Here is a 26,441-nt window from a genome sequence, read left to right on the forward strand (position 1 = left end):
CCTTCTCAGTTGCGTGGCTTGGTGTTTTGGCGGGCCGGGAAACGGATGATGTTGGCCGCATCGGGTGTCGGCCGTGGCGTTGCCGTGGGCCGGTGCTTCGTTGCGGTGGTGTCGGTATCGAAAGCGAGCGCGATGCCGAGTGCTGCGAGGTGGCCGACGAGGCCCGCGCTTTCGCCGATGATGCCGGCAAGGCTTTGCATCACCGGGTCGAACGGACTCGGAACGATGCGCCGCTGCCGGCGTGACGATTCTGTTGCGATATGTCTTGCGGTCTCTGCCATGCTTGCTCCGATCGTCTCCTCGCTGCCCGTTGGGCACGGCACGAGGAACGCGGAGCAGCTAGGTGCGCGCGCAACCTCCGCTGCCGTGAGCAGCGGCAATTCCAAACGTGATGTCGTTCCCCGGAGGGAGTCCCGTTGCGGCGCCGGAACGGCGGGCAACGGGACGTCTAGGTCCTTCGTCCATGTCCGTCCTCTAGGCGCTCGCTGCCATCTTGGATTTGGTGGCGCGCGCGATTGTTATGCGCGGGCCGGAAGGCCGGTCCGCGCATCGCTCACCGTTGGTGGGTTCGGTGCTGGTTTCGACGGTCCACCGGCATTCCAGGTGGCCGTCGATCAAGACCCAATGACATACCGGTGCCGGGGTTGGACGCCGGCCTCGGCTCTCCGGATGGCGAAAACCCGGGAGGTTGTCATTGGAATGGGTGGCCGGAATCGTCCACGGCGCCATGCGCGGTGGCTCGAACGGCCGGAATCTTGCGAGCTTTTCGAACATCGCTCACCTCCACTTCCGCTGTCGCGCGGCAGGCCGGTGAGGAGCGGCGGTCAGCTAAGGCGCGGCCACCCATCCACGCAGGCGATATCTGCGCGATCAGTCTTGCTGTGTTGCGACGTCAACAGTCCCGTCGTGGGTCTACTGTCGCCTGAGTTGCTACTGCCCATGTGCCTTCTGCTGGCTCGTGGTCGGGTTGGTGTCCGGGGTAAGACCCGGCGCGGAACGAATGTTCCGACAATCGGGCACTACGCCTGACACAAAGGCGTGTCAAGCCGAATTCGCTATCCCCCGGGGAGGATCATAGGTATCCTCCCGGGAGGATAGGGAGAACCATATGTCCGACGACCACCCGCATGCCGCGATTGCCCGACGCCTGAAGCGCGCCAACGGCCATCTCGAGACCATCGTCGAGATGATCGAGCAGGGTAAGCCATGCGCCCAGATCGCCCAGCAATTGCAGGCGGTGGAGAGTGCGATCGAGAGCGCCAAGAAGGCGCTGATCCACGATCACATCGGTCACAGCCTGGAGGACACGCTGAAGGCATCCGGCCCCAAGGGCCGTAACGTGCTGCGCGATTTCCGGCTGATCGCGAAGTATCTGTGAGCCGCGTCGGGATGTCGCGAGCCGACGAAGGTTGACCCGCCCGGGGGGATCGCCGGACGGGTCGGTTGCGACACGGGGTGGATGAGGACCCGTGCCGAACGCAGGATCCGCAGCCTTTAGAAAAAACCGTCGATCAGTAGCAGGTGCGCACGCGGCCGATGTAGTTGCCGTAGGCGTCGAACTGGCGCACCCAGCCGCAGCGGCGATAGCCGTTGTAGTAGTAGCCGTCGCTGGCCGCGATCGCGCTGCCGACAACGGCGGCGCCGACGAGGCCCGCGCCAACGCCCCAGCCCCAGCCATAGGGCTTGGCTTCGGCCTGCGACGTGGTGGATGCGATGGTGCCGGTCACGGCGAGCGCGGTGAGGGCGAGGGCGGCGAACTTGGTCTTGATCGACATGGAAAACTCCATCCTGTTTGAGCGCGGCGCCGGTGTGGTCCGCATGCCCGTTGGACGGAGGCTGTCCGGTTCCGGTTCGAAGGCCGGCCGGGAAATATGGTTTCGTCGATTGTTTCGTCGCCTCGACCAGGACGAAGGAATTCCCGGTCAGTTGTCCGCGAATACGCCCGGATCGAACCTGTCGACGTCGGCAAGCAGCTCGCAGAATGCGCGCGCACCGTGCTCGATCAGCTTCTCGCCCTTGTCGGCCGAAGCTTGGTGGCGTCGCCGATCGCGCCGCTTGGATTGAGGTCCTGCGCCTGCCAGGCGAACGGCGCCGGCCGCTGGGTCGACAGAATGCGATGATCCTTCTCGATCTGCACGCTCGCGGGCTTGAAGTCCGCGATCGCATCCTTGCGCACATGTTGCGGATATTTCGCCAGCATGATCGAGGTCTCGACCGCGCCGCCGTGGATGCCGTGGCGCAGTTCGTCGGCATCGAACAACCCGTCGGGCGTGCCGAAGCGCGACCAGCTCGTGGTGACCACGAGCATCTTGTGCTGCGCGCGCAGATCCTGCGCCACCAGTTGCATGGCGGCGGAGTTGCCGCCATGGCTGGTCACGATCACGAGCTTCCTGATCCCGGCGCGTGCAACGCTCTCGCCGAGCGCCATCCAGCTCTTCAGCGCCACCTCGGTCGGCAGCGTCAGCGTGCCCGGAAAATCGATGTGCTCGGTGGAGATGCCGACCGGCTGCAGGGGCAGGAACGTCGCCGGGGTGGTAGCCGGCAGCAGCGCCTGTACCCGCGCCAGATACGCCTCGCCGATCATGACGTCGGTTCCAAGCGGCAGATGCGGCCCGTGCTGCTCGGTTGCGGCCAGCGGCAGCACCGCGATCCAGCGCGCGGCCGCGCCCTTGGCGATATCGGGCCAATGGATGGCGGTCCAGTCACGGGGCGGAAGCGTCGAGGTCATCAAGCCGGTCGTTTCAATACAAGCGTTTCATTGGATGGATTTGCAGGCTAGTTTGTTTAACATCAGTGGGGCGTCCGCGTCTCCGGGCGCGGTCCACGTCTTCCCACCTTCCATCATGGGCCATAATGTCAGACGGAGTCCAACCATGATCCGGGCCTTTTTGCCGCGAGCGTTAACCACGAGCCTGCTGGCCGTCGCCCTCAGCGTTTCCGCCTGTCTTTGCCCGGCGCGGGCGCAGGACAAGACTTTGGACAAGGTCTCGTTCGGCACCAATTGGGTCGCCGAGGGCGAGCATGGCGGGTTCTTCCAGGCGCTCGCCGACGGCACCTACAAGAAATACGGCCTCGACGTCACCATCGTGCCCGGCGGCCCCAACGAGAACAACCGCATGCTCCTGATCGCGGGCAAGCTCGACTTCTTCATGAGCGCGAACTCGCTGCAGACCTTCGACGCGGTCACCAACAACGTACCGCTGGTCGCTGTCGCGACCATGTTCCAGAAGGACCCGCAGGTCTTCCTGACCCACCCGGAGGTCAAGGTCGGCAAGATCGAGGACCTGAAGCCGCTCACGCTGCTGATCTCGAAGGAAGGCATCACCAGCTACTTCCAGTGGCTGAAATCCGAATACGGCTTCGACGAGAACAAGGTGAAGCCCTACACCTTCAACCCGCAGCCCTTCATCGTGAACAAGCAGACGGCCATGCAGGGCTATGTCACGTCAGAGCCCTTTGCGGTCGAGAAGGCCGCCGGCTTCAAGCCGAACGTGCTGCTGCTCGCCGATTATGGCTTCAACTCCTATTCGACGTTGATCGAGACCCGCCGCGATCTGGTCGACAAGAAGCCGGACCTGGTGCAGCGCTTCGTCGATGCCTCGATTGTCGGCTGGTACAATTACGTCTACGGCGACAATTCGGCCGGCAATGCGATGATCAAGAAGCTCAATCCCGACATGAACGACGAACTGCTGGCCTATTGCGTCGCCAAGATGCGCGAGTACGGCATCGTCGATTCCGGCGACTCCATCAAGAACGGCATCGGCGCCATGACCGATGAGCGGATGGCGAGCTTCTTCGACAAGATGGTGCGCGCCGGCGTGGTCAAGAGCACCATCGACTATCGCCAGGGCTATACGCTGCGCTTCGTCAACAAGGCGGTCGGCGTCGAGCTCCGGCCGAAGAACTGACGGCCGGAAGTCGCGATGGCCGAGCCTGCGTTGTCTGGATCTGGCGCCGGGTCAGCGGTGCGCCTGCGCGCCGTCACCAAGACCTATGACAGCGGTGTTATGGCGCTCGGGCCGCTCGACCTCGACGTCCTGCAAGGCGAGTTCATCTCGCTGCTCGGGCCGTCCGGTTGCGGCAAATCCACCGCGCTGCGAATTATCGCAGGCCTCGCCGCACCGAGCGCCGGCACGGTCGAGCTCGCGCATCACGGCAGCGAGCGGCGCGGCAGCCACAGGATCGGCTTTGTGTTCCAGGAGCCGACCCTGATGCCGTGGGCCACCGTGCGCGACAATGTCCGCCTGCCGTTGAAGCTCGCCCGTGCGCCGGCGACCGACGCCGAAATGCGCATCGATGCTGCGCTCGATCAGGTCGGGCTGGCGGAGTTCGCCGGCGCCTATCCGCGCGAATTGTCCGGCGGCATGAAGATGCGGGTGTCGCTGGCGCGCGCGCTGGTGACCGATCCCGACATCCTCTTGATGGACGAGCCGTTCGCGGCGCTCGACGAGATCACGCGCTTTCGTCTCAACAACGATCTGCTGTCGCTGTGGCGCGACTTGCACAAGACCGTCATCTTCGTGACGCACTCGGTGTTCGAATCGGTCTATCTCTCCCAGCGCGTGATCGTGATGACGGCGCGCCCGGGCCGGATCGGTGCCGAGTTTCGCATTACCTCGCCGGAGCCGCGCGGCGAGGAGTTCCGCACCTCGGCCGAATATGCCGCGTTCTGTCGCGAGGTCTCCCATGCGCTGGCGCCATCCTATGCGGGGCAGGCGGGCGCATGAAGTCTCCGCACGACCTCATCCGCTTTCTGCTTCCCGTCGCGGTGTTTGCCGCGGGGCTCGTGCTCTGGGAAGCGATCGTCCGCGCCTATGGCATCCAGCCCTACGTGCTGCCGAGCCCGTTCCTGGTGCTGAAGACGCTGGTTGCGGATTGGTCGATCCTGTCGCAATCGCTCGGCGTCACGCTCCTGACCACGCTCGAAGGCTTCGTCGCCGCCGCGATCGGCGGCGTGGTGCTGGCGCTGTTGTTCAACCAGTCGAAATGGCTGGAATATTCGCTGTTTCCCTATGCGGTGGTGCTTCAGGTCACGCCCGTGATCGCGATCGCGCCGCTGCTGCTGATCTATCTGCAGCAGCAGACCGCGGTGATCGTCTGCGCCTGGATCGTGGCGTTCTTTCCGGTGCTGTCGAACACCACGCTCGGGCTCAACTCGGTCGATCGCAACCTCGCCGGATTGTTTCAACTTTATGGCGCATCCAGGCTGAAGACGTTGCTGTTCCTGAAGTTGCCGGCCGCGCTGCCCTATATTCTCGGCGGCCTGCGCATCGCCGGCGGGCTGTCGCTGATCGGCGCCGTGGTCGCGGAGATCGCGGCGGGCAGTGCCGGTGCCGGCTCGGGGCTCGCATTCCGGATCGCTGAATCAGGCTACCGGCTGAATATTCCCCGCATGTTTGCAGCACTTCTGCTGCTATCGCTGGCCGGGATTGTCATCTATGGGGTGCTGGCGCTAGTTTCGCACCTCTTGTTGCGGCGTTGGCATGAAAGCGCGTTAGGAAAGGACAGTTGATGGCCCCGATTTCTTCCGAAAAGATCGATCTCTTGATCTATGGACCTGTCAGGCCAATCCTCGAAAACGGCTTTTCCGACCAATACGTGCTGCACAAGGCCGAGAGCCGCGGCGACCTCGAGCGCCTGACGCCGGACACGATGGCCAAGATCCGCGGCATCGCCGTCACCTATCACACGATGGCGACCGACAAGACCGCGATGGCGCTGTTTCCCAAGCTGGAGATCGTCGGCAGCTTCGGCGTCGGCTACGACCACGTCGATTCCGCCTATGCGCGCGATCACAATATCGTGGTCACCAACACGCCCGACGTGCTGACCGAGGAGGTCGCCGACGTCGCGATGGGGCTCTTGATCGCGACCTTGCGCGAATTCGTCAAGGCCGACCGCTACGTGCGCTCCGGCCTGTGGCAGACCCAGAATTATCCGCTCAGCGTAGGCTCGCTGCGCGACCGCAAGATCGGCATCGTCGGCATGGGCCGCATCGGCCAGGCGATCGGGCGGCGACTCGAGGCTTCGCGGGTGCCGGTGTCCTATCACTCGCGCAATCCGTCCAAGGACGTTTCCTATAAGCACTATCCCGATCTGATCGAGATGGCGAAGGCGGTCGACACCCTGATCATCATCGTGCCGGGTGGTGCCTCGACCGCGAAGATGATCAATGCCGACGTCTTGAAGGCGCTCGGCCCGCGCGGCGTACTGATCAATGTCGCGCGCGGCTCCGTGGTCGACGAGCCGGCGCTGGTCGCGGCGCTGAAATCCGGCACCATTCTCGCCGCCGGCCTCGACGTGTTCGCGGCCGAGCCGAACGTGCCGGACGAATTGAAGGCGATGCAGAACGTCGTGCTGCTGCCGCATATCGGCTCGGCCTCGGTGGTGACGCGCAACGCGATGGACCAGCTCGTGGTCGACAACATCAAGAACTGGTTCGCCGGCAAGCCGCCGCTGACGCCGGTCGCCGAAACGCCGGTGAAGGATCGCTGATGGCATTGTCCCGCTTCAGCGTCGTGCTGTGTCTGCTGCTGGCCGTGTGCGGTCCGGCCGCAGCGCAGGACGTCACGACGTTGAAGAAGGACATGATCGGGCAGTGGGAGCTCGCCACCACCGAGCGCAGCAAGACCTGCGTCGTGACGCTGAAGAGCGACGCGACGCCGCAAGGCTTCAAGCTCGAGCTCGAGCCGGCCTGCGCCGCCGCGCTGCCCTTCACAAAGGACATCACCGGCTGGAGCATCAAGGGCCTCGGCGACATCGTGCGGCTGCACAACGCGGCGGGCGAGGCGGTGATCGATTTCACCGAGGTCGAGACCGGCATCTTCGAGGGCATGCGTACCAACGAGGGCGTCTACATCCTGCAGAATCTCGCCGCCGCCCGCTCGCTCGCCAAGTCGATGGACCAGATGATCGGCGACTGGTCGATGGTCCGCGGCAACGGCCAGGCGATCTGCGCGCTGGTGCTGACCAACACCGACGCCGGCAACGACAATTTCCAGGTGTTCATGAAGGGCAAATGCGATCCCGCGGTCGCGGCCTTCAATCCGACGCTGTGGCGGCTCGACCACGGCCAGATGATCCTGATGTCGCCCAAGGGCGAGAGCTGGCAGTTCGAGGCTGACGACAACGCCCAGTGGCGCCGCGTCCCCGACAGCGCCGACCCGCTGATCATGCTGCGGGAGCAGTGAGGGGGCTGACGAATGTCACTTCCCCCGCATGCGGCACTTGCGGGCGAACGGGCTTGCACGATTTCGGAATATTGGAAATTTATCCCTGATTTGCCCAACGTGTCAAGTTGCCGGGGCGAACGTCAGTAGCTGGCAGCCTCCTTTGCATGAGGTTGTTTTCGATATTTTTGGCCCCGCGCATCCGCGGCGGTCGCGGCCGGAGAGGGCGCCACCGATCCGGCGGCAGTTTGCCCTGTTCCGCGGTCCGCCCCGAAAATAATTCCCGTCCCCATGTCGATCCGGTCCGGCCCGGATCGTCGTCCCCTATAGCGAGCCGGTTTTGCGGCGGTCATCGTCGCTTCTCGCCCAAAACAGGAGTTTTCCGATGCGGTTCATGTACATCGTCACCTCGTCCCAGCCCCCGCGGCCGCCGACGCCGGCCCTGATGGAGGCGATGGGCAAGCTCGCCGAGCGGGAAATCAAGGCCGGCCGCATGATAGACACCGGCGGCCTGCTGCCGGTCGCGATGGGTGCCCAGGTCCGCATCACCGACGGCAAGCTCAATGTGATCGATGGGCCGTTCATCGAGACCAAGGAGATGATCGGCGGCTACGCGATCTTCGAGCTGCGCAACAAGGAAGAGGCGGTGGCGGCCGCGGTGGAGTTCATGCAACTGCACAAGGAGCACATGCCCGGTTGGGACGGCACCTGCGAGGTGCGCCCCTTTGCCACCCCGGGCGCGACGGCGCCTGCCAGGTCGATGTGTCCGCCGTCGCTTGATGCGTAGCGGACAGGGCGTTTTCAGGCGAAGCGGCTTCCGGTTCGCGTGAAGACAACGCGTGCAAGCGACCATCCAGGTCGGCGGCGATGACGGCCGCCGACATCCAGGCCACGATCCTCGCGGTGTGGCGCATCGAGCAGCCGCGGCTGATCACCAGCCTGTCGCGGATGCTGCGCGACGTGCCGCTCGCCGAGGATCTGACCCAGGAAGCGCTGGTCGCCGCGCTCGAGCACTGGCCGGCCGACGGCGTGCCGGAGAAGCCGGGCGCCTGGCTGATGGCGACCGCCAAGCGGCGTGCGCTCGATCACATCAGGCGCAACAGCATGCTGACCGCCAAGCACGGCATGCTGGCGCATGATCTGGCGCGGGAGCAGGAGACCATGCCCGATTTCGATTCCGCGCTCGACGACGATATCGGCGACGAATTGCTGCGGCTTATCTTCACCGCCTGCCATCCGCTGCTGTCGCGCGAGGCCCGCGCCGCGCTGGCGCTGCGCATGATCTGCGGCCTCACCACCGAGGAGATCGCGCGCGCCTTCCTGCAGGCGGAGGCGACCATCGCCCAGCGCATCGTGCGCGCCAAGCGCACGCTGTCGGACTCAGGTCTTGCCTATGAGACGCCGCGCGGCGCGGAGCTGTCCGAGCGGCTCGCCTCGGTGCTCGAGGTCGCCTATCTGATCTTCAACGAGGGCTATACCGCGGCGCGCGGCGACGAATGGCTGCGGCCGCAGCTCTGCAACGAGGCGCTGCGCATCGGCCGCGTGCTGACCTCGATCGCGCCATCGGAGCCGGAGGCGCACGGCCTGCTCGCGCTGATGGAGTTCAACGCCTCGCGGATGGCGGCGCGCACCGACGCGGCCGGCGAGCCGATCCTGTTGATGGACCAGAACCGTGCGCTGTGGGATCGCCTGCAGATTCGCCGCGGCCGGCTCGCGTTGGCGCGCGCCCGTGAGCTCGGCGGTGCCGGTGGCTTCTACGCGCTGCAGGCTGCGATCGCCGCCTGTCACGCCGAGGCCGATACGCCTGCCGCGACCGACTGGCGCCGTATCGCCGCGCTCTATGGCGATCTCGCCGCGCTGCTCGACTCGCCCGTGATCGAGCTCAACCGCGCGGTTGCGATCGGCATGGCGGAAGGGCCGCAGGCCGCGCTGGCGATCGTCGACGATCTCGCCGACGAGCCGGCGCTGAAATCCTATCATCTGCTGCCGAGTGTGCGTGGCGATCTGCTGCACCGGCTGAGCCGCTTCGCGGAGGCGCACACAGCGTTCGAGGCCGCCGCCGCATTGGCCGGCAACGCGCGCGAGCGTGAGTTACTCAAGCGCCGCGCCGCGCTCGCCGCGCGCGCCGCGCAGGATCATGGCCAGCACTGAAGGCTTCGCGATTTCGACGTAAAGCGGCGGCATGTTCGAGGCACCGCAACGTGATCGGGAACTGCGACCATGACGAAGCCCTCCGTGCTGGCGATCGGCCTTGATCCAACCTTCGTCGATCTCTCCGTCATGCCGCAGTTCACGCCGGAACTCGTGCGCAGCTATATCGATGCGCAGATCGAGGGTCTGCGCACGCTTGGTTACGACGTCGAAAGCTGTCTCATCGACCTCGGCGAGACCGCCGAAGCGGTGACGGCAGCGGCCCTCAACGCGCGCTGCTACGATTGCGTCGTGATCGGCGCCGGGCTGCGCGAGCCGCCGGAGCGGCTCGTGCTGTTCGAGCAGATCCTCAACCTGGTGCACCGGCTCGCGCCCGACGCCGCCATCTGCTTCAACACCAACCCGGCCGACACCGCCGCGGCCGTGCAGCGCTGGGTCAGGCCTTAGGTGCGATGAGCGCGGCCTTGCCGCGCAGCCCCCACAGCAGCAACACCGATGCCGCGATGATCGCAAGGCCGATCGAGACGAACCCGGCGGTGACGAGCGTCTCCTGCCACGCCGCGGCGCTACTCCCGGCCGCGGTGATCGGTGAGAGCGCGCCGGTCCCGAGAATGGCGGCGAGCGACGTCATGGCCCAGTTGCCATAGGTCCCGCAGAGCAGCGCCCAGTAGGCGAAGGCGCGCGGGCCGGACGCCAGCCTGACCTCGCTCCAGATTGCCCCGACCGCGAGCAGGAAGGTGCCGTTCATCACGCCTTCGAGATGCGCCGCGAGCGCCATCCGCACATTGGTGAAGTGCTGCTCGGCTAGGCCGGTGAGCAGCCCGATCAAGAACAAGGCCATGCCGTGAAAAAGCAGCCGCCGCCGATAATCCATTGTCGCCCCCTGAAATCGCCCCGCCGGAATAACGGCCGACCATATCAGAAAGTGCGCAGGCACCCGCCAGGGACGGGACCAGCGATCCGGCTGGTGGAAGGCCGGCCGCGTGGTCTTGCCGCGCCGGCTGCCGACTGATGGCGGTAGCGCCGATCGGGCCGGTCACACCGGTCCGGCCCTGACGCAAGGGCCGGGCGGTTGTTGCCGGCGGCAACCTATGACACCATCCCGATTCCGGTTTGATTTTGACTTTGGAAGCCCATGCCGCGCCACAAATATGCCTGGGAGAAGCTCACGGATGAGCAATTGCTCAAGCAACGCCTCAGCAGTCTGAGGGTTGCGGTCGAAGGCACCTGGCTCGCGGATTGCGTCGGCACGCTCTACGAGGAGCTCGAAGAGCGCGGCATAAGGTTGCGGCCGCACACCTGGATATCCAGCGAATGGTTCAGCCCGGCGGATGTGCCCGGCATCGCGATTCCGTTCTATCTCGCCCACCCCCGCCTGATGAAGCTCGAGAAGAAGATGATGCTCGACGTCGAGGGCGCCTCATGGTCCGAGTGCATGGCCATTCTCCGCCACGAGGCGGGCCACGCCGTCCAGCACGGCTATCAGCTGCAACGCCGCCGGCGCTGGCAGCAGCTGTTCGGTCCGTCGTCGCAGCACTACCCGCGCTACTACCGGCCCAATCCGGCCAGCCGCAACTATGTCCAGCATCTGCGGCTCTGGTACGCGCAGAGCCATCCGGATGAGGATTTCGCCGAGACCTTCGCGGTGTGGCTGCGGCCGCGCTCGAACTGGCGGACGCGCTATGCCGGCTGGCCGGCGCTGAAGAAGCTCGAATATGTCGACGAGCTGATGGGCGAGATCGCCGGCAAGCGGCCGGTGCTTACGACACGCGAGCGCGTCGATCCGCTGCGTGAGCTCAAGCAGACGCTCGGCGAGCACTACAAGAAGAAGCAGGCGTTCTACGCATTCACGCCGCCGAAGACCTATGACCGCGACCTGTCCAAGCTGTTCTCCGCCGATCCGCGGCATCAGCGGTACCAGCCGGCTGCGGTGTTCATCCGGCGGCATCGTGCTCATATCAGGCAGCTGGTCGCGCGCTGGACCGGCGAGAACCAGCTGACGCTCGATGCGGTGCTCGACGACATGATCTCGCGCTGCCGCGAGCTCAATCTGCGTGCCGTTGGCCCCGAGCAGAAGCTCGTGACCAATTTCATCATCCTGCTGACCGCCAAGACCATGCACGCGCTGTTCGGCCCGTCGCGCCGCAAATGGATCGCGCTATGAAGCATTTTCGCATTCTGGTGCTGATGCACCCGGATTGTGTGCCGCCGGATTCCAGCGATGGATATTCCGCGCGGGAAATCAACGAGTGGAAGACCGAGTACGACGTCGTCAGTACCCTGCGCGCGGCCGGCCATGAGGTTCGTCCGCTCGGCGTCCAGGAGGAAATCAAGCCGGTGCGCGACGCGATCGAAGGCTTCAAGCCGCACATCGTGTTCACGCTGCTGGAGGAGTTTCACTACGACGTGGTGTACGACCAGCACATCGCGAGCTATCTCGAGCTGATGAAGATCCCCTACACCGGGTGCAACCCACGCGGCCTGATCCTGGCGCGCGGCAAGGATCTGTCCAAGACGCTGGTGCATCATCGCCGGGTCCCGGTGCCGGCCTTCGCCGTGTTTCCGATGCGCCGCAAGGTCAAGCGGCCGCCGCGTCTCGAGCTGCCGCTGATCGTCAAGAGCCTGAGCAGCGACGGATCGCTCGGCATCTCGCAGGCGTCGATCGTCGACACCGACGAGAAGCTGGTGGAGCGCGTCGCCTTTATCCATGAGCGGATCGGGACCGCGGCGATCGCCGAGCAGTTCATCGAGGGCCGCGAGCTCTATGTCGGCGTGCTCGGAAACAACCGGCTACGGGTGCTGCCGGTGTGGGAATTGAAATTCGGCAGCATGGGCGGCCCCGGCGCGCGGCATATCGCGACCGAAAAGGCCAAGCACGACACCAATTATCAGGAGCGCATCGGGATCGCGGATGGCCCGGCCGACGACCTCACGCCCGAGCTATCCGCGCATATTCAGCGGCTGGCGAAACGCATCTACCGGACGCTGGGGCTCGACGGCTACGCGCGCATCGACTTCCGCCTGTCGACCAACGGCGTGCCGTATTTCATCGAAGCCAATCCCAATCCCGAGATCGCCAAGAGCCAGGAGTTCGCGATGGCGGCCGGGCATGACGGGCTCGATTACCCGGGCCTGTTGAACCGGATCGTAACGCTCGGAATCAGCCGCGCCAAGGCCGGCGTATCGCTGGGCTGAGCGAGGCCGGAAGAGCTACGCGGCTTCAGAGGCTGCGTTGCATGGTGTGGCGTCGTGCGTCCCTGGGGTTGAACATCGCAAACGTTTCCCTAACGCGCGCCGCCGGTGTCGCCTCGCCGGTCGCCGTGGAAACGGGCACCGAGGTGGCGCGAAACGCATCCGGTTCGGGCCAGCGCCGCGCGATGATGTCGTTCACCGGGACCGCCAGCAGGATGCTGTCGCTGCGGCAGGTGTCGTAGCCGTACAAAACGGCAAGAAAAATCGATACGACAACAAGGATCGTCCTGAAATCGGCATTGTGCTTGCGCCTTCTTGATTGAGGCGAACAATGCCCGGCGACGGTGAACCGCGCGTTTAACCGTCGGATCGATCGGCCAATACGGTTCCCGCCTGGTGAACGTGATGCATAAACCGTTCGCTTACCAACGCCCGCAAGGTTGCGGCAACCAGCTTTCCTCACCAGCCCGCAAGGAGTCTCTGGCATCAAGGGATCAAGAAAAAGACTGAGGAGGCCACCATGTTCGTCGCCATTCGAGTCATGATCCTGATCGCCAGCGCCTATGCGGGCTCGGCCGTCGCAGAGATGCAGTTCGCGCCGCTGCCGGACCTCTCGGCTTCGTCTGCGCCGTAGGACTGACGGACGACGCTTGCTTCGCACTGTTCTGACGCCCGGCGGGCGGCGTCAGCGCGCGGCGGCGGCAACTCCGATTGCGCGGGCTGCATTCTCCGTCATCCGGGTCGCCGTCAGTCGCAGGAAGTACAGCGACAGTCCCGGATTGCGTTCGCACAGCTTCTTCAGTGCGCCATCGCTGATCCACAGCAAATCCACGTCGGTCGCCGCCACAGCGGTCTGCGTGCGGCGCCGTTCGAGCGAGAACAGTCCGATCTCTCCGAACAATTCGCCTGCCGATACACCTCGGTCGATTTCGGGAAACCTGACATCGCCCGACACGACCATATACAGCAGGTCGGCATCGTCGCCCTTCCTGAAGATCGTTTCTCCCGCCTTGACGTGCTTCGGCCGCATGAACGGTTGCAGCCAGCTCGGGGAAAGGTCCGTCGCCGCAGCGAGCTTCGCCTTGCGAAGCAGCCTGACCATCTGGAACAGCAACAATACGTTCAACGGCAGCAGAATGACGTGCAGGGCGAGCACCGGGTATATCCGGGCGCCCAAGCCGTAGCTGATGAATGCCAGATTACTGCATATGGCGACAGAGCGCAGGCTCAACATGGTGCTCATGCAGAACGTCAACAACACGAGCGCCGACGCCAGGTAACCCAAGCCATCGATCAATGTCATGATTGCGTCCACTCAAAAAAAGAATTGCAAGCAAAGCGATCTGAAAACGATCGGTAACCTATAGCAGAGCGCTCATTCTCGTGGGCGGAAATGCGTCTGATCGGCGTATCACGCGGAACGTGACGCGCCGCGGCGCGATGGCGGGAGATATCGGCCGCCTCCAGCGCCTGCTGCTACACGACGCAGTGCAGCGAAAGACATGTTGGAACTTCGCGGCCTTCCGCAGCTTGACGGAAGGTGGCCATGTTGGGATGCGCGATGTTCCGACGTTTAGCCTTAGGATGTTTTGCCGCTGCTCTCTCGTTTTTGTCGACCACGCCCGTGGTCGCAGCAGGTCTCGATGCCGCCTCGATCAATGACGCCGCGGCGCCGCCGGCAAGATTGCCGGACCGTCAGCAGCTCAGCCCTTCCATTGCCAGGCTCGAGATCCTGCTCGATCGCGCGCATTTCTCCCCCGGAGAGATCGACGGCAAGCTCGGCGAGAACGCGCAGAAGGCGCTCGCGGCGTTCGCAGAAGCCAATGGATTGTCCTTCGACAAGACGGTGACGGCGGATCTCTGGACCAAGCTTGCCGGTGCCAGCGAAGGCGCCGCGGTCGTCAGCTACACGATCGTCGATGCCGACGTAAAAGGCCCGTTCCTGAACAAGGTCCCCGCGAAGATGGAGAGCACGAAGAGCTTGCCGGCGCTGAACTTCACCAGCCCGCGCGAAGCGCTCGCCGAGAAATTCCACATGAGCGAGGCGTTGCTTCAGGCGCTCAACCCCGGGCAGAAGTTCGACAGGGCCGGTGCGACCATCGCGGTTGCGAACGTGCTCGACACCGGAAAGCCGGCGCCGGTTGCGCGTGTCGAGGTCGACAAGACGCGGCAGACGCTGCGGACCTTCGATGCCGCGGGCAAGCTGCTCGGCTTCTATCCCGCAACGGTCGGCAGCACGGAGAAACCGACGCCGAGCGGCACACTGAAGGTGACGGCGATCAACAAGAATCCGACCTATCGCTACAATCCCAAATACAGGTTCAAGGGCGTCAGGTCGAAGCATCCGTTCACGATCAGGCCCGGCCCTAACAACCCGGTCGGCTCGGTCTGGATCAACCTCTCGGCGGAAGGCTACGGCATCCACGGCACTCCCGATCCCGGCAGGATCTCCAAGGCCCAATCCCATGGCTGTGTCCGGCTCACGAACTGGGACGCCGAGCATGTCGCGGCCGGTGTCGCGAAGGGGACGCCGGTTGCGTTCGTGGAGGGTGCGCGACAGCGCGACGCGCGCCGGACCTGACGCTGGTATTGCCGGTTGTCAACGTCGCTCTGTGTCATTGCCGCGTCGCGGAATGAAGCCGACCTTGCGATGCGCGCCGTGCCTTGAAGCCATGCGGAAGACGCAAGCGGCCGCGCGCACGCTAACCGTCGCGCACGGTTGCCATGGGCCGCTCCCCGGCTGATGATACGCAAAACGGATCAAAGCCGATCGAGAGGAAGCGAATGCGTGGGCGTCGTGTGCTGATGGAATCGTTCGTGTCGCACGGCGTGCGACATATCTTCGGCAATCCCGGCACGACAGAAACACCGCTGCTCGACAGTTTGCCGGCATTTCCGCAACTCGAATACATCATGGCGCTGCATGAAGGTGTCGCGGTCAGCGTCGCCAGTTTCTATGCGCAGGCGTCGGGGCGCGTCACCGTTGCCAATTTGCACGTCGCTCCCGGTCTCGGCAACGGCATCGGTTCGCTCTACGGCGCGTTGAAAGCCAACTCGCCCGTTGTCGTGACCGCCGGCCAGCAGGATACGCGGATGCGGCTCAACAACCCGCTGCTCGGCCATGATCTCGTCGCAATGGCCGCGCCGGTGACCAAGTGGAGCGTGCAGATCGAGCGCGCCGACGAGATCGCTCCGATCATGCGACGCGCGTTCAAGGTGGCGACCGATGCGCCGCAAGGGCCCGTGTTCGTGTCGCTGCCGATCGACGTCCTGGAGCAGGAAACCGCGGTCGACGCGTCGACGCCGGATCACCTGTGGCGATCGACGCATCCCGATCCGGCAGGTATCGAGGCGTTGGTCGCGCTGCTCCTGAAGTCGAAAAGTCCGGCCATCATCGCCGGCGACGATGTGGCGCGATCGGGCGGCGAGCAGGCGCTGGTGGCGCTGGCGGAAGCGCTCGGCGCCACCGTGTGGTTCGAGGGATTGCGGCATCACGCGTCGTTCCCGACCAGCCATCCGAGTTATCGTCAGTCGCTCCCGGGCGACGCCCGGCAGGTGCGCAAGGCGCTTGGCGAAGCCGATCTCGTGCTGCTGATCGGCGGTCCGTTCTTCGAGGACATCTGGTTTGCGTCCGGCGGCCACATTCCCGACGGCGCGTCCTTGCTGCAGATCGAGGCTTCGGCCGAGCGTCTCGCGCTCAACAACCGGCTCGATGCCGGCATCGTCGGTGACATCGCCGTCAGCCTCTCCGCGCTGACGGAAGCGCTGCGGGCAAAGGCGGATGCGGAGTTCAAGCAGGCCGCGCAACGCCGCAATGCCGCGCTGGCTGAACTACAGGCGAAGGAGAAAGAATCCTATCGCGCCCGTGTCGAGAAAAGCTGGAACCGCGAGCCGAGCTCGATGCCGCGCGTCACCGCTGAGCTTCGTCGTGGCCTGCCCGACGATGTCGTGATCGTCGATGAAAGCATCACGGCGAGCCTCGATCTGGCGCGCGCCTTCGACTATCGCGGCTTCGGCGATTATTTCGGCGGCCGTGGCGGTGGCATCGGGCAGGGCCTTGCCGGTGCGATCGGCGTCAAGGTCGCAATGCCGGACCGTCCGGTTGTCGCCGTCTCGGGCGACGGCTCGGCGATGTACGCGATCCAGGCGCTGTGGACTGCCGCGCACCACAAGCTTGCGATCGTGTTCGTGGTGCTCGCCAACCGCGAGTACCGCATCCTCAAGCACAATGTGGACGTCTGGCGTCAGAATTTCGAAGCCGGCACCCAGCATCCCTATCAGAACATGGATATCACCGGCCCCGTGCTCGACTTTGTGCATCTCGCAGCCGGCATGGGCGTCGAGGCGGTCAGAGTTGAGAAGGCCGACGACATCGCCGGTGCAGTTGCAAAGGCCGTGGCAGCCCAGCGGCCATACCTCGTCGAGATCGCAATTGAAGGCAAGCGCTGACCGCGCTGAAGGGGGATCCCATGGCAGGCATTCTGGACGGCAAGGCTGCGTTGGTGACCGGTGGCGGCTCCGGCATTGGCCGCGCAACCGCGATTGCAATAGCGCGCGAAGGGGCGCGCGTCGCGGTGTCCGATCTCTCGAAGGATGGCATCGAGGAGACGGTCGCCTTGATCAACGCCGCGGGCGGCCAGTCGATCGCGATCCAGGGCGATGTCACCGACGAGGCCGATGTCGCGAACATGGTGGCCCGCACGGTTTCGGCGTTCGGGCGCATCGATTGTGCGTTCAACAATGCAGGCGTGGCGGGACGGTCCGTCGGCCCGCCCGGCCAGCGCATTCATGAGCTCACGCAGTCCTCGGTGGCGAAGATGTTCTCGGTCAATCTGATGGGCGTGTTCCTGTGCCTGAAATACGAGATTGCACAGATGCTCAAGCAGGGCGGTGGCGGCGCGATCGTCAACACCGCCTCGATCGCCGGGCTGGTCGGCCTCGCCACGTCGGGCCACTATGTCGCGACCAAGCACGGTGTCGTCGGGCTGACCAAGTCTGCCGCGATCGAATATGCCCAGGACGGGATCCGCGTGAATTGCGTCAATCCCGGATACATCAAGACGCCGATGACCAAGGAAACGATGGACGAACGCTACGACGAGATCATCGCCAAGGTGCCGGTACGCCGCCTGGGTGTGCCGGAGGAAATCGCCGAAGCGGTGGTCTGGATGTGCTCGGACAAGGCGTCCTTCATGACGGGCGCGTCGCACGTGGTGGACGGCGGCTACAGCGCCGCCTGATCGTCTGAAGAACGCTGACGCGAGGGACGACAGGAGCCGTGGGGCGTGACCGCGGATTTTTGACTAACAGATGCGCGGGTGATGTCGCCGAGCGGGCGGCTGGCAGTCGAATCGGTAGCAGGCTCTAGTGGTCGGTCTTCGGCGTCTTGGTCGGAAAGTCGAGCCCGAGCCGGACCGCGCGCTCCTGGCGCTCTTCGGTCAAGAATCTCAGCTCCCGTTCCAGCGACCGCGCAACCTCGTCCTGGGTTTGCTGGGAATGGCGGCGGGAGCCGCCTTGCGGTTTGGCCGGTTGGGCAGTCACGGGAGAACCCTTGTCATCGCAGTGTCACAGCTGCAGGCATGCCACGGCTGGAGTCGAGCGGACAATCAAAAAGAATTCAGCGGGCGTGCTTTGGAATGTTTGTTGTGCATCTGACTCAAATTTAAGCAGGAAATTCTCCTCTGCCCTGTCTCGCACAGAGCCGAAGCCGGCGAGGTCGGCGGCCTCATCAATTCGGATGAGAGAGCCCGGTTCCCGCGAAATCATTTCCGGAATCGCACGAAGACGTCCTGAAACCGACAAGGTCTAACCTTAGTAGCGTTGTGAAGAACGGGTGCCTGGTGAGACGCTAGCGATCGAGGTCGTGAGATTCGTCAGTCCTCCTGTGGTGTTGGGGATGATCTCGGAAATGAAGAAGCCGAATGCTGTGCCATATGTCTGGGCGGCCGCGTTGATCGCGGTTGCGATCTGGGGCGTGAGCGGCACCCCGCAGATGGCACATACCTCTGCCCCCACGCATCTGGCGCGGGCCCGCTAAAGCCTCGAGGGCTCCGGCTAGAGCTTCGGCCGCGGCGAGCGCTGCATATCCATCGTGTAGGTGTAGCGCCCTTCGGGGTGCGTGGTGATGGTGACCTCGAACAGTTCCTCTCGCTGCCCGTAGTAGCGGCGGACCACGGTGAGCGCCGGCGAGCCGGTCTTGACGCCGAGCGCCTTGGCGATCGGTGCCGGCATCCCGCGCACGAAGATCTCCATCTGCGCGCGCTCGGTGACCTGGCCATACATCTTGGCGATCTGCTCATGCACCGGGGTGCGGCCGTGGTCGCTGCGGGTCACGACGTCGGCGAACCGGCGCAACACGTAGATCTCGGTCCAGCCGAGCGGGGCGGCGAACTGGTCGGATCGGCGCACCGCCTCGATCAGGAACCAGCTCTTGCCGGGCTCGCATTTCAACTGCGCGGCCAGCTTGCGGTCAGCGACGATGTCGCTGCTGGCAACCACGTCGCGGTAGGTCTCGTTGGAATAGCGCAGCCATTCGCCGAGCGACTTGACGCTGTGGGTGAACAGCACCGGCGGCTCGGAGGCGATCACCACCGAACCGAGGCCGGCGCGGCGCACGATCAGGCCCTGGTCGATCAGGATGCGCAGCGCCTCGCGCACGGTCTGGCGGCTCGCCTGATAGCTCGCCATCAGCTCGGTTTCGGTCGGCAGCAGATTGCCGACCGCGTAGGTGCCGAGACGGATGTCCTTCTGCAGTCCGGTGGCGATGTCGCGATAGCGGGACGATCTCGCCCTGTCCGGTTGTTCAGACATGGCAGGTCACTGGTATGCCATATGGCAGGCGACCGGATGCCCCGACTGCATCGATTGCAGCGCGGCCTCGAATGCTGCGAGCGTCGCCAGCACATCGGATTCCGGCACCGGGAACAGCTGCTTGCGTTCGACCGCGTCGGCAAAGGCGGCAAGTTCCGCAGTGAGCGTGTTGATCGCCGGATAATGCGTCGTAGCAGGCGCCTCGCCGGATTTCCGTAGCACCATCGTCCTCTCGTCGAGCACCTCTGCGGATCCCTTCGTCCCGAACACATGCACGCGCCAATAGAACGGTGTTGCGCGGACCGTAGCAAGGGTTGCACTCACGCCATTCACAAATTCAATCGCTAAAGTTGCAGTGTCGAGCGGCGGCGGTCCCGCCGCGCGTTCATTCAACCGGGCATAAACCTGTCGGGCAGGACCCAGCAGGCTGACGAAGCCGTCGAGCACGTGCAGGCCGGCGCCGGTCAGCCCGCCGCCCGGCGACTCCTCGGGCGACAACCGCCAGCCCTGCGTGACGGCCTGCGAGTTCTCGTTGCTGTTGTGGCCCTCGACATGCAGGATCGTGCCGAGCTCGCCACAGGCTGCGATCGCGCGGAGTGCCTGCATCGACGGCCAAAACCTTCGGTTATGCCCGACCGCGAGCAGCACACCGGCGCTGCGGCAGGCCGCGAACATCTCGGCCGCATCGCCACGCCGCAGCGCCAGCGGCTTCTCGCAAAACACCTGCTTACCGGCTCCGGCTGCCGCGATCACCTGGCGCTTGTGCAGCGAATGCGGTGTGGCCAGCAGCACGGCATCAATGCCGGGATCGGCGAGCACATCGTCCAGGCTCGCCGCGAGGGAGAGGCCATGTGCCGCGCAAAAGCCTGCGGCGCCGTCGACATCGGGTTCCACCGCGCTTGTGATCCTGAGCCGCGGCTCGCTTTGCGCAGCCTCGACCAGGGCGCGGCCCCAGCGGCCGAGGCCCGCGATCGCACAATTGATCATGAATGTTCCCCATCCCGGCCGCGTCCGGCGCGGATCGCCTCGATGACAGCGGCGCTGTCGCTGTCCGGGCCTAGAAGCGCAATCGCTCTGCGCAGCAGTTCGGCCTGCACCGAAGTGAGCGGCAACGGCAGGCCGTGCCGGGCAGCCTCCTGCAGGATCAGTTCGGCGTCCTTCAAGGTCTGCGCGATATGCGATTGCGGCGAGAAATCCCGCGCCAGCATCTTCGGTCCCTTGCTGTCCATCACCGCGGAATATGCCGCCGATTGCCGCGCGGTCGCAAGGAACGCCGCGCCGTCGAGACCGAGCGCCTCGGCAAAGGCGAGGCCCTCGGCCAAAGCGGCGCGGTTGTTCTGCAGGATCAGGTTGATGGCGAGCTTGGCGCGGCTGGCGTTGCCGATCGCGCCGACATTGATCCGCCGCGGGCAGAGGATGTCGAGCGTCGCTGCGGCGGCGGCGGTGACGTCGGTGTCGCCGGCGACCAGCGCAGTGGCGGTGCCGGCGCGGACCTCAGCGCTGGTGCCCGAGATCGGCGCTTCGATGAAGGGAAGGTGTGAGCGCGCCGCGAATTCGGCGATGACCGTGATTTCGCCCGGCGCACAAGTGGTGGTGCAGATGACGAGCGGTGGCAGCGTCGCGTTGGCGAGGTCCGGCAGCAGGCCCTTGACCTGGGCGGCGTCGTATACCGCGATGACGATGACCCGGCAGCGCGCCGCGACGTCAGCGGCGAAGGCCGCGAACTCGGCGCCGCTGGTTCTCAGCCCGTCGGTCTTCGCCGGATCGACGTCGAAGCCGATCACCCCGACGCCGGCGTCGATCAGCCGCGCGGAGAGTGCCGAGCCCATCAGGCCCAGGCCGATCATGCCGACAGGTGTCTCGCGAGCCATGATGCGGCGCCGCTTCGCGCTACTGCGGCTGGATGCCGGCCGCCTTGACCTCGGCCGACCAGCGCACGACCTCGCTCTTGACGAAGGCGCCGAACTCGGCCGGCGCCAGCGGCGCCACCATCACGCCGACATCGGCGAGCTTCTTCCTGGTCTCCGGCATCGCGAGGTACTTCGCGCACTCGGCATAGATCTTGTTGACCACCGGCTCCGGCGTGCCGGCCGGTGCGAACAGCCCGTACCAGATCGTCGCCTCGAAGCCGGGCATCGCTTCCGACAGCGCGGGCAGGCCGGGCGTGAGCTCGTTACGGGTCGCCGACGTCACGCCGATCCCGCGCAGGGTGCCGCCCTGCATCTGCGGAATCGCGACCGAGAAATCGCCGAAGGTCAGATCGATCACCCCGGCCATCACGTCGGTCATCGCCTGCGGCACGCCGCGATAGGAGGCCGCGACCAGCGACAGGCCGCCGCGGGATTGCAGCTGCGCGATCGAGATCTGCGATGCGCCGGAGCCGTAGCCCGCGGTCAGATTGGGGTTGGCCTTGGCGTAGCTCAGGAACTGCGACAGGTCCCTGGCTGCAAGCTTCGGGTTGACCAGCAGCACCATCGCCGTCGTGGTGGTGCGGATGACCGGCGCGAAATCCTTAACCGGATCATAGGGCAGGCTCTTCAGCGTCGCGACATTGCTGGCATGGGTGGTGTTGGTGCCCATCAGCAGCGTGTAGCCGTCGGGTGCGCTACGGGCGACTTCCTGGGCGCCGATGCTGCCGAGCGCGCCGGCGCGGTTCTCGATCAGCACCGTCTGGCCGAACGCGTCCTGCAGATGCTGGCCGATCAGCCGCGCAACATTGTCGGGGCCGGCGCCGGCCGGGAACGGCACGATGATCTTGAGGGGACGTTGCGGGAAATCGTCTGCGGCCACGGCCGGCAGGACCCGAAGCGCAGCGAAGAGGACGACGAGCAGCCCCAGCCGTAACTTCATCCTGGTCCCCTCCCGTATCTGCTTTTGCCAAATTTATACGGACAAATAAGTCAGAAATGCAAGCCGACAGCCCATCGGAATATTGAGGTACGACATATTTATCCGTATAAATAGCCCGTACAGGGGAGCCAGACGACGATGGTGGATATCAGCGATCTCCATGCGCGCGGGCTGCGGCGGCGCCAGAAGATGTTCGGCGAGGTCGATGTCGCCAAGCGGATGGCGGCCGCGGGCGATTTTGGCACGCCGCTGCAAAACATCATCAATGCTTACGTCTATGGCGACGTCTGGGAGCGCAGCGGGCTGTCCGACCAGATCCGCAGCCTCGTGATGCTCGGCATCACCGCGGCGAGCAGCAAGCCCGCCGAGTTCCGCGTTCATGCCAAGGGCGCGCTGGCCAATGGCTGCACCGCCGCGCAGGTACAGGACGTGCTGCTGCTGGTCGCGATGTATTGCGGCATCCCGCTGCAATCGAGACCAGCAAGATCGCAGCCGAGGTGTTCGGCGAGGCGCCGCCTGAGGGTTAGGGCAGCGGCCGGCGGCGTGATAGGGACGTTGCCGACTGCGACCGGCAACAGGATGCGCCCATGTCCGCCTTCCCGACTTCCACCACCGTGCTCGATTCCGTGCTGTTCCGCGACGCCTTTGGCACGCGCGAGATGCGCGAGGTGTTTTCCGACCTGCGGCTGGTTGCGCGGTACGCCGAGGTCGAAGTCGCGCTGGCAAAGGCCGAAGCGCGCTGCGGCGTGATCCCGCCGGAAGCTGCCGAGCAGATCGCAAAGCGGACCGACGTCGCCGCGCTCGATTTCGATCTGCTGCGGCAGGAGGCCGACGTGGTCGGCTACCCGATCCTGCCGCTGGTGCATCAAATGGCGAAGCAGTGCGGCGAGGCCGGCCGCTACGTCCATTGGGGCGCGACCACGCAGGACATCATGGACACCGCCGTGGTGCTGCAACTCCGCGACGGCCTTGAGATCATCGAGGACGATATCAGCGCGCTGCGGGGCATCCTCGCCGAACTCTCAAAAAAATACCGAGACACGCCGATGGCCGGCCGCACCCACCTGCAGCAGGCGTTGCCGGTGACCTTCGGCTACAAGACCGCGATCTGGCTTGCCGCCTTCGATCGCCACGCCGCGCGGCTGGCGGAGCTGAGGCCGCGCGTGCTGGTCGGCCAGTTCGCCGGCGCCGCCGGCACGCTGGCCTCATTGGGCGACAAGGGGTTCGAGGTCCAGAAGGCATTGTGCGAGGAGCTCGGCCTCGGCGTTCCCGTCTCGACCTGGCACGTCGCGCGCGACGGGTTGGCGGAGGCTGTGAATTTCCTGGCGCTGGTCACGGGCACGCTCGGCAAGATCGCGCTCGACATCATGATCATGGCGTCGACCGAGTTCGCCGAGGTCTATGAGCCCTTCGTGAAGGGACGCGGCGCGTCCTCGACCATGCCGCAGAAGCGCAATCCGATCTCGTCGGAGCTGATGCTCGCCGCCGCCAAGGCGGTGCGCCAGCATGCCGGCCTGATGCTCGATGCGATGGTGCAGGATTTCGAGCGAGCGACCGGCCCGTGGCACGCCGAGTGGATGGCGATCCCGGAAAGTTTTGTGCTCACCGCCGGCGCGCTGAACCAGGCCAGGTTCGCGCTCGGCGGCCTGATCGTCGACGAGAAGCGGATGGCCGACAATCTCGACATCAGCCGCGGGCTCATTGTGGCTGAGGCCGTGATGATGGGTCTCGCGCCCGCGATCGGACGGCAGGAGGCGCATGACGTGGTCTACGACGCCTGCCGTGTCGCCAACGACAAGGGCCTGACCCTGGCCGAGGCGCTGGCCGCCGATCAGCGCGTCGCCAGCCGGATTGACCGGGCGACGATCGACCGTCTCACCGCGCCGAAAAACTACCTCGGCCTGGCGCCCGAGATGGTCGACCGGGTCCTGGCCTCGGCGAAGCGGTAAAATTCGCGGCAATCGCTCGCTGTCGCGTGATCGGCTGCGGCGGGCGGGAACCTTGCGAATGCGGATCGAATTGGACTACGAATCCTGAAAATCCCTCGAACGACACGGCCGGACGCTCCATGACCGCACATCAACGCAACCTTTCCGCCTCGATCGATCCCGTGAAGCTCGATCGGCTCGCCGAAGTCGCGATCAAGGTCGGCCTGCAGCTGCAGCCGGGACAGGACCTGCTGCTGACGGCGCCTGCCGCAGCGATGCCGCTGGTGCGGCGGGTGGTGGAGCATGCCTACAAGGCCGGCGCGGGTCTCGTGACCCCGTTCTTCTCGGACGAGGAGCTGACGCTGGCGCGCTACCGCTACGCCAATGACGCGAGCTTCGATCGTGCCGCCGGCTGGCTCTACGAGGGCATGGCCAAGGCGTTCGGCGCCAACACCGCGCGGCTTGCGATCGTTGGCGACAATCCGATGCTGCTGTCGGGTGAAGACCCGGCCAAGGTCGCGCGCGCCAGCAAGGCCAATTCGATCGCTTACCAGCCGGCGCTGGAGAAGATCGTCAATTTCGACACCAACTGGAACATCATCGCCTATCCGAGCACGTCCTGGGCCAAACAGGTATTCCCCGATGATGCCGAGGACGTCGCGGTGGCCAAGCTTGCGGACGCGATCTTCTCCGCGTCGCGGGTCGATCAGGATGGCGCCGTCGCCAACTGGGAACGGCACAACGCGAAGCTGCGCGAGCGCACCGAATGGCTGAACGGCCAGCGCTTCCACGCGTTGAAATATTCCGGTCCCGGGATGGACCTCACCATCGGCCTCGCCGACGGCCACGAGTGGGAGGGCGGCGCCTCGACCGCCAAGAATGGCATTGTCTGCAATGCCAATATCCCGACCGAGGAAGTCTTCACCACGCCGCACTGCCGCCGCGTCAGCGGCCATGTCGTCTCCTCCAAGCCGCTATCCTACCAGGGCACGCTGATCGACAATATCTCGGTCCGGTTCGAGGAAGGCCGCATCGTCGAGGCCAAGGCGTCGCGCGGCGAGGAAGTGCTGAAGAAGGTGCTCGACACCGACGAGGGCGCGCGCCGGCTCGGCGAAGTGGCGCTGGTGCCGCACTCCTCGCCGATCTCGAAGAGCGGGCTGTTGTTCTTCAACACGCTGTTCGACGAGAACGCCGCCTCGCACATCGCGCTCGGCCAGTGCTATTCGAAATGCTTCATCAACGGCGACAAGCTGACGCCGCAGCAGATCGCCGAGCAGGGCGGCAACAAGAGCCTGATCCACATCGACTGGATGATCGGCTCCGCGCATACCGACATCGACGGCATCCATGCCGACGGCCGCAGCGTGCCGGTGTTCCGCAAGGGCGAGTGGGCATAGCGGCCCGCTAACGAAAACTCCGCTGCCGCGCGGCGAGCAGGTCGCCTCGCGTGGCGCTGAAGCGGCAGGTCTCGTGCTGCGGCCTGAAGCCGAGTCGGCGATAGATCTTCAGCGCGGGCGCGTTGCGGCTCGAGACGTTGAGCCAGCAGGGATGCTCGACCGACACGTCGTGCGCGCTGAGCACGCGGTAGACCAGAAGCTGACCGAGTCCACGTCCCTGCCGTGCCGGGTCGACCGCAACCGACTCGATCCACATCGAGTTCCGCTCGGGCTCGGTCAGGCAGAAGCCCGACACCTGTCCATCTTCCGACGCGATCCAGACTTCGGTCTCGGTCAGGACCTGCGCCATCTCCTCCGGAGAATACAGGCGGAAGGCTGCGTCCGAGGCATAGGCGGCGTTGTGAATGCGCGCGACCTCGGCCGCGCAGGCTGTCACGTCGCTGACCTGCTCGATGGTGGCGCGCGCGGCGGCAAGCGTACGCGCCGGTTGCAACGGCTCGACGCACTTCATCCCGATTTCGGACTCGAGATGAACAAAGCCGAAGGCGGCCACGAAGGCCATACCGGCCGGCCAGTCGCTGCTCACCAGCGTCTGCACGGTGAGATCCGCGTCGCTGTCGAGCGCAATGATGTCATCGAACAGCGCGAGGCCGATGCGGCGACGCCGCATCTCGGGCGTCACGACGATCTTGAGGAACCGGCTGTGATGCGTGCCCTGGTCGCGCAACGAGGATTCGGCTAGGCCGACCAGCCGGCCGTGCCGCTCGGCGACACGAAAGTCGCGTCCGCCACGGTTCTGCGGCAGCTTCAGGAACTGGTCCCATTGCGGCAGCGTGACAGGGCCCAGCCGCGGTTCCACCGCAGCTGCCTTTGCGTAAAGCTCGACCACCGCTTCTGCATCAGCCTCTCGAAGCGGCCGGATGGTGATGCCGTCATCCATG

General features: G+C 65.2%; 31 protein-coding genes and 1 pseudogene. 18 read left to right on the forward strand and 14 right to left on the reverse strand.

Translation table 11 applies throughout. The annotated features are described in order from the left end of the window. Positions 1–5: 5 nt before the first annotated feature. Together ALC15_RS44315 and ALC15_RS43660 are read right to left on the reverse strand one after the other, a co-directional pair. A complete protein-coding gene (locus ALC15_RS44315; RefSeq protein WP_050630975.1) occupies positions 6–386 on the reverse strand; it encodes a hypothetical protein in 381 nt (126 codons plus the stop codon). An 88-nt stretch (positions 387–474) separates the two neighbouring features. After that, positions 475–774 carry a hypothetical protein gene (locus ALC15_RS43660; RefSeq protein WP_128089654.1) on the reverse strand — a complete coding sequence of 100 codons (300 nt, stop codon included), beginning with the start codon at positions 772–774 and terminating at the stop codon, positions 475–477. A 334-nt stretch (positions 775–1,108) separates the two neighbouring features. Between ALC15_RS43660 and ALC15_RS33495 the strand changes: the two genes are divergently transcribed. Continuing rightward, entirely contained in the window at positions 1,109–1,378 is a 270-nt protein-coding gene (locus tag ALC15_RS33495; RefSeq protein WP_050630976.1) for a metal-sensing transcriptional repressor, read from the forward strand. Positions 1,379–1,511: 133 nt separating this feature from the next. Here the strand turns inward: ALC15_RS33495 and ALC15_RS33500 are convergent, their stop codons facing one another. Both ALC15_RS33500 and ALC15_RS33505 read right to left on the reverse strand, forming a co-directional pair. Beyond that, a complete protein-coding gene (locus ALC15_RS33500) occupies positions 1,512–1,775 on the reverse strand; it encodes a hypothetical protein (RefSeq protein WP_050630977.1) in 264 nt (87 codons plus the stop codon). Positions 1,776–1,922: 147 nt separating this feature from the next. Next, positions 1,923–2,728: pseudogene (locus ALC15_RS33505) on the reverse strand (creatininase family protein). Positions 2,729–2,873: 145 nt separating this feature from the next. Here ALC15_RS33505 and ALC15_RS33510 point away from each other — a divergent pair. The 8 genes from ALC15_RS33510 (at position 2,874) to ALC15_RS33545 (ending at position 9,770) form a co-directional block, all read left to right on the forward strand. Next, on the forward strand, positions 2,874–3,911 hold the full coding sequence (locus tag ALC15_RS33510; RefSeq protein WP_050630978.1) for an ABC transporter substrate-binding protein: 1,038 nt from the start codon (positions 2,874–2,876) through the stop codon (positions 3,909–3,911). Positions 3,912–3,926: 15 nt separating this feature from the next. Beyond that, positions 3,927–4,730 carry an ABC transporter ATP-binding protein gene (locus ALC15_RS33515; RefSeq protein ID WP_050630979.1) on the forward strand — a complete coding sequence of 268 codons (804 nt, stop codon included), beginning with the start codon at positions 3,927–3,929 and terminating at the stop codon, positions 4,728–4,730. Next, complete coding sequence (locus tag ALC15_RS33520; RefSeq protein ID WP_050630980.1) at positions 4,727–5,515, forward strand: ABC transporter permease; 789 nt, start codon at positions 4,727–4,729, stop codon at positions 5,513–5,515. Before ALC15_RS33515 ends, ALC15_RS33520 begins: the two co-directional genes overlap by 4 nt. Then, positions 5,515–6,498, forward strand: a complete 984-nt coding sequence (locus ALC15_RS33525) for a 2-hydroxyacid dehydrogenase (protein ID WP_050630981.1) — start codon at positions 5,515–5,517, stop codon at positions 6,496–6,498. Before ALC15_RS33520 ends, ALC15_RS33525 begins: the two co-directional genes overlap by 1 nt. Continuing rightward, positions 6,498–7,193, forward strand: coding sequence for an AprI/Inh family metalloprotease inhibitor (locus ALC15_RS33530; protein WP_050630982.1), 696 nt, complete (start codon positions 6,498–6,500; stop codon positions 7,191–7,193). The genes ALC15_RS33525 and ALC15_RS33530 overlap by 1 nt, the downstream gene beginning before the upstream one ends. A gap of 364 nt (positions 7,194–7,557) precedes the next feature. Further along, a complete protein-coding gene (locus ALC15_RS33535; protein WP_050630983.1) occupies positions 7,558–7,959 on the forward strand; it encodes a YciI family protein in 402 nt (133 codons plus the stop codon). 80 nt (positions 7,960–8,039) lie between these two features. Next, a complete protein-coding gene (locus ALC15_RS33540) occupies positions 8,040–9,323 on the forward strand; it encodes an RNA polymerase sigma factor (RefSeq protein ID WP_050630984.1) in 1,284 nt (427 codons plus the stop codon). A gap of 69 nt (positions 9,324–9,392) precedes the next feature. Then, the gene (locus tag ALC15_RS33545; RefSeq protein ID WP_050630985.1) at positions 9,393–9,770 is read left to right on the forward strand and encodes a hypothetical protein; all 378 of its coding nucleotides are present in this window, start codon (positions 9,393–9,395) and stop codon (positions 9,768–9,770) included. Here ALC15_RS33545 and ALC15_RS33550 read toward each other — a convergent pair. Beyond that, entirely contained in the window at positions 9,760–10,197 is a 438-nt protein-coding gene (locus ALC15_RS33550; protein WP_050630986.1) for a styrene oxide isomerase, read from the reverse strand. The genes ALC15_RS33545 and ALC15_RS33550 overlap by 11 nt on opposite strands. A gap of 261 nt (positions 10,198–10,458) precedes the next feature. Between ALC15_RS33550 and ALC15_RS33555 the strand changes: the two genes are divergently transcribed. Continuing rightward, the gene (locus ALC15_RS33555; protein ID WP_050630987.1) at positions 10,459–11,487 is read left to right on the forward strand and encodes a putative zinc-binding metallopeptidase; all 1,029 of its coding nucleotides are present in this window, start codon (positions 10,459–10,461) and stop codon (positions 11,485–11,487) included. Then, positions 11,484–12,518 (forward strand): D-alanine--D-alanine ligase family protein, encoded by a 1,035-nt coding sequence (locus ALC15_RS33560; RefSeq protein ID WP_050630988.1) that lies wholly within the window; start codon positions 11,484–11,486, stop codon positions 12,516–12,518. Before ALC15_RS33555 ends, ALC15_RS33560 begins: the two co-directional genes overlap by 4 nt. A gap of 25 nt (positions 12,519–12,543) precedes the next feature. Here the strand turns inward: ALC15_RS33560 and ALC15_RS33565 are convergent, their stop codons facing one another. Both ALC15_RS33565 and ALC15_RS33570 read right to left on the reverse strand, forming a co-directional pair. After that, positions 12,544–12,765, reverse strand: a complete 222-nt coding sequence (locus ALC15_RS33565; protein ID WP_244486364.1) for a hypothetical protein — start codon at positions 12,763–12,765, stop codon at positions 12,544–12,546. A gap of 435 nt (positions 12,766–13,200) precedes the next feature. Then, entirely contained in the window at positions 13,201–13,818 is a 618-nt protein-coding gene (locus ALC15_RS33570; protein WP_050631023.1) for a Crp/Fnr family transcriptional regulator, read from the reverse strand. A 258-nt stretch (positions 13,819–14,076) separates the two neighbouring features. On the opposite strand from ALC15_RS33570, the gene ALC15_RS33575 reads away from it, so the two are divergent. The 3 genes from ALC15_RS33575 (at position 14,077) to ALC15_RS33585 (ending at position 17,755) form a co-directional block, all read left to right on the forward strand. Further along, on the forward strand, positions 14,077–15,096 hold the full coding sequence (locus tag ALC15_RS33575; protein WP_050631024.1) for a L,D-transpeptidase family protein: 1,020 nt from the start codon (positions 14,077–14,079) through the stop codon (positions 15,094–15,096). A 203-nt stretch (positions 15,097–15,299) separates the two neighbouring features. Then, complete coding sequence (locus ALC15_RS33580; protein ID WP_094194271.1) at positions 15,300–16,964, forward strand: thiamine pyrophosphate-binding protein; 1,665 nt, start codon at positions 15,300–15,302, stop codon at positions 16,962–16,964. Between the two features lie 20 nt (positions 16,965–16,984). Next, positions 16,985–17,755, forward strand: coding sequence for an SDR family NAD(P)-dependent oxidoreductase (locus ALC15_RS33585; RefSeq protein ID WP_050630990.1), 771 nt, complete (start codon positions 16,985–16,987; stop codon positions 17,753–17,755). A 124-nt stretch (positions 17,756–17,879) separates the two neighbouring features. Here ALC15_RS33585 and ALC15_RS44975 read toward each other — a convergent pair whose 3' ends face one another. Together ALC15_RS44975 and ALC15_RS45595 are read right to left on the reverse strand one after the other, a co-directional pair. Beyond that, positions 17,880–18,056 carry a hypothetical protein gene (locus ALC15_RS44975; protein WP_167350188.1) on the reverse strand — a complete coding sequence of 59 codons (177 nt, stop codon included), beginning with the start codon at positions 18,054–18,056 and terminating at the stop codon, positions 17,880–17,882. A gap of 24 nt (positions 18,057–18,080) precedes the next feature. Further along, entirely contained in the window at positions 18,081–18,317 is a 237-nt protein-coding gene (locus tag ALC15_RS45595) for a hypothetical protein (RefSeq protein WP_128089655.1), read from the reverse strand. Between the two features lie 106 nt (positions 18,318–18,423). On the opposite strand from ALC15_RS45595, the gene ALC15_RS47350 reads away from it, so the two are divergent. Further along, positions 18,424–18,552 (forward strand): hypothetical protein, encoded by a 129-nt coding sequence (locus ALC15_RS47350; protein ID WP_283806327.1) that lies wholly within the window; start codon positions 18,424–18,426, stop codon positions 18,550–18,552. Between the two features lie 17 nt (positions 18,553–18,569). Here the strand turns inward: ALC15_RS47350 and ALC15_RS33595 are convergent, their stop codons facing one another. The 4 genes from ALC15_RS33595 to ALC15_RS33610 are packed head-to-tail and all read right to left on the reverse strand — an operon-like array spanning position 18,570 to position 22,175. Then, entirely contained in the window at positions 18,570–19,325 is a 756-nt protein-coding gene (locus tag ALC15_RS33595) for a GntR family transcriptional regulator (RefSeq protein WP_050630992.1), read from the reverse strand. Positions 19,326–19,331: 6 nt separating this feature from the next. Beyond that, the gene (locus ALC15_RS33600) at positions 19,332–20,312 is read right to left on the reverse strand and encodes a Gfo/Idh/MocA family protein (protein WP_050630993.1); all 981 of its coding nucleotides are present in this window, start codon (positions 20,310–20,312) and stop codon (positions 19,332–19,334) included. After that, a complete protein-coding gene (locus tag ALC15_RS33605) occupies positions 20,309–21,196 on the reverse strand; it encodes an NAD(P)-dependent oxidoreductase (protein ID WP_094194272.1) in 888 nt (295 codons plus the stop codon). Before ALC15_RS33605 ends, ALC15_RS33600 begins: the two co-directional genes overlap by 4 nt. A gap of 19 nt (positions 21,197–21,215) precedes the next feature. Then, the gene (locus ALC15_RS33610) at positions 21,216–22,175 is read right to left on the reverse strand and encodes a Bug family tripartite tricarboxylate transporter substrate binding protein (protein ID WP_050630995.1); all 960 of its coding nucleotides are present in this window, start codon (positions 22,173–22,175) and stop codon (positions 21,216–21,218) included. Positions 22,176–22,313: 138 nt separating this feature from the next. Here ALC15_RS33610 and ALC15_RS46685 point away from each other — a divergent pair, with 138 nt between their 5' ends. The 3 genes from ALC15_RS46685 (at position 22,314) to ALC15_RS33625 (ending at position 25,500) form a co-directional block, all read left to right on the forward strand. Next, on the forward strand, positions 22,314–22,925 hold the full coding sequence (locus ALC15_RS46685; protein ID WP_094194273.1) for a carboxymuconolactone decarboxylase family protein: 612 nt from the start codon (positions 22,314–22,316) through the stop codon (positions 22,923–22,925). Further along, positions 22,835–24,124 carry a class-II fumarase/aspartase family protein gene (locus ALC15_RS33620; protein ID WP_244486368.1) on the forward strand — a complete coding sequence of 430 codons (1,290 nt, stop codon included), beginning with the start codon at positions 22,835–22,837 and terminating at the stop codon, positions 24,122–24,124. Before ALC15_RS46685 ends, ALC15_RS33620 begins: the two co-directional genes overlap by 91 nt. A 119-nt stretch (positions 24,125–24,243) precedes the next feature. Continuing rightward, positions 24,244–25,500: an aminopeptidase gene (locus ALC15_RS33625; RefSeq protein WP_050630998.1), complete on the forward strand. Its 1,257-nt coding sequence runs from the start codon at positions 24,244–24,246 to the stop codon at positions 25,498–25,500. Between the two features lie 7 nt (positions 25,501–25,507). Here ALC15_RS33625 and ALC15_RS33630 read toward each other — a convergent pair whose 3' ends face one another. Beyond that, the gene (locus ALC15_RS33630; RefSeq protein ID WP_050630999.1) at positions 25,508–26,440 is read right to left on the reverse strand and encodes a GNAT family N-acetyltransferase; all 933 of its coding nucleotides are present in this window, start codon (positions 26,438–26,440) and stop codon (positions 25,508–25,510) included. Position 26,441: the final 1 nt, after the last annotated feature.

The organism is Bradyrhizobium viridifuturi, from assembly GCF_001238275.1.
Taxonomy (GTDB): Bacteria; Pseudomonadota; Alphaproteobacteria; order Rhizobiales; family Xanthobacteraceae; genus Bradyrhizobium; species Bradyrhizobium viridifuturi.